This is a genomic window from Mesorhizobium delmotii (assembly GCF_900149755.1).
Lineage (GTDB): Bacteria > Pseudomonadota > Alphaproteobacteria > Rhizobiales > Rhizobiaceae > Mesorhizobium > Mesorhizobium delmotii.
Window position 1 is genome coordinate 1 of sequence record NZ_FUIG01000096.1, and the last position, 440, is coordinate 440.

The window sequence follows — 440 nt, forward strand, 5'->3', positions numbered from 1 at the left end:
TCCCGCGACAAATCACACCCCTTGCGGGCTATGAAGTTCGAACAAATCTTCTCTTTACGATGTCATACAGAACAGGCGGAGAGCCAAGATGCTCGCCGCAAACCTTTATACGAATGACTTGCCAACCGGCTTCCATCTCTACTCGACACCCCTTCGTCTTTTTCAGAAAAAGGATGGTGGAGCCGGACGGGATCGAACCGACGACATCCTGCTTGCAAAGCAGGCGCTCTCCCAGCTGAGCTACGGCCCCTGATACCTTTTGTCGAGGAATGGTGGGCCTGGGAGGACTTGAACCTCCGACCTCACGCTTATCAAGCGCGCGCTCTAACCAACTGAGCTACAAGCCCTAAACCGAACCCTGCTGGCACCATGTTGCACCGGCAAGGCACGCCTTGTGGGCAGAGCCAAAGGGAGGTTAGTCATTCGCGAAGAAAGAGAAA

Annotated in this window: 2 tRNA genes; both read right to left on the reverse strand. The window is 54.5% G+C overall.

The annotated features are described in order from the left end of the window. Positions 1-174 precede the first annotated feature (174 nt). Positions 175-250 (reverse strand) — tRNA-Ala (locus BQ8482_RS35540). Positions 251-270: 20 nt separating this feature from the next. Beyond that, positions 271-347 (reverse strand) — tRNA-Ile (locus BQ8482_RS35545). Positions 348-440 lie beyond the last annotated feature (93 nt).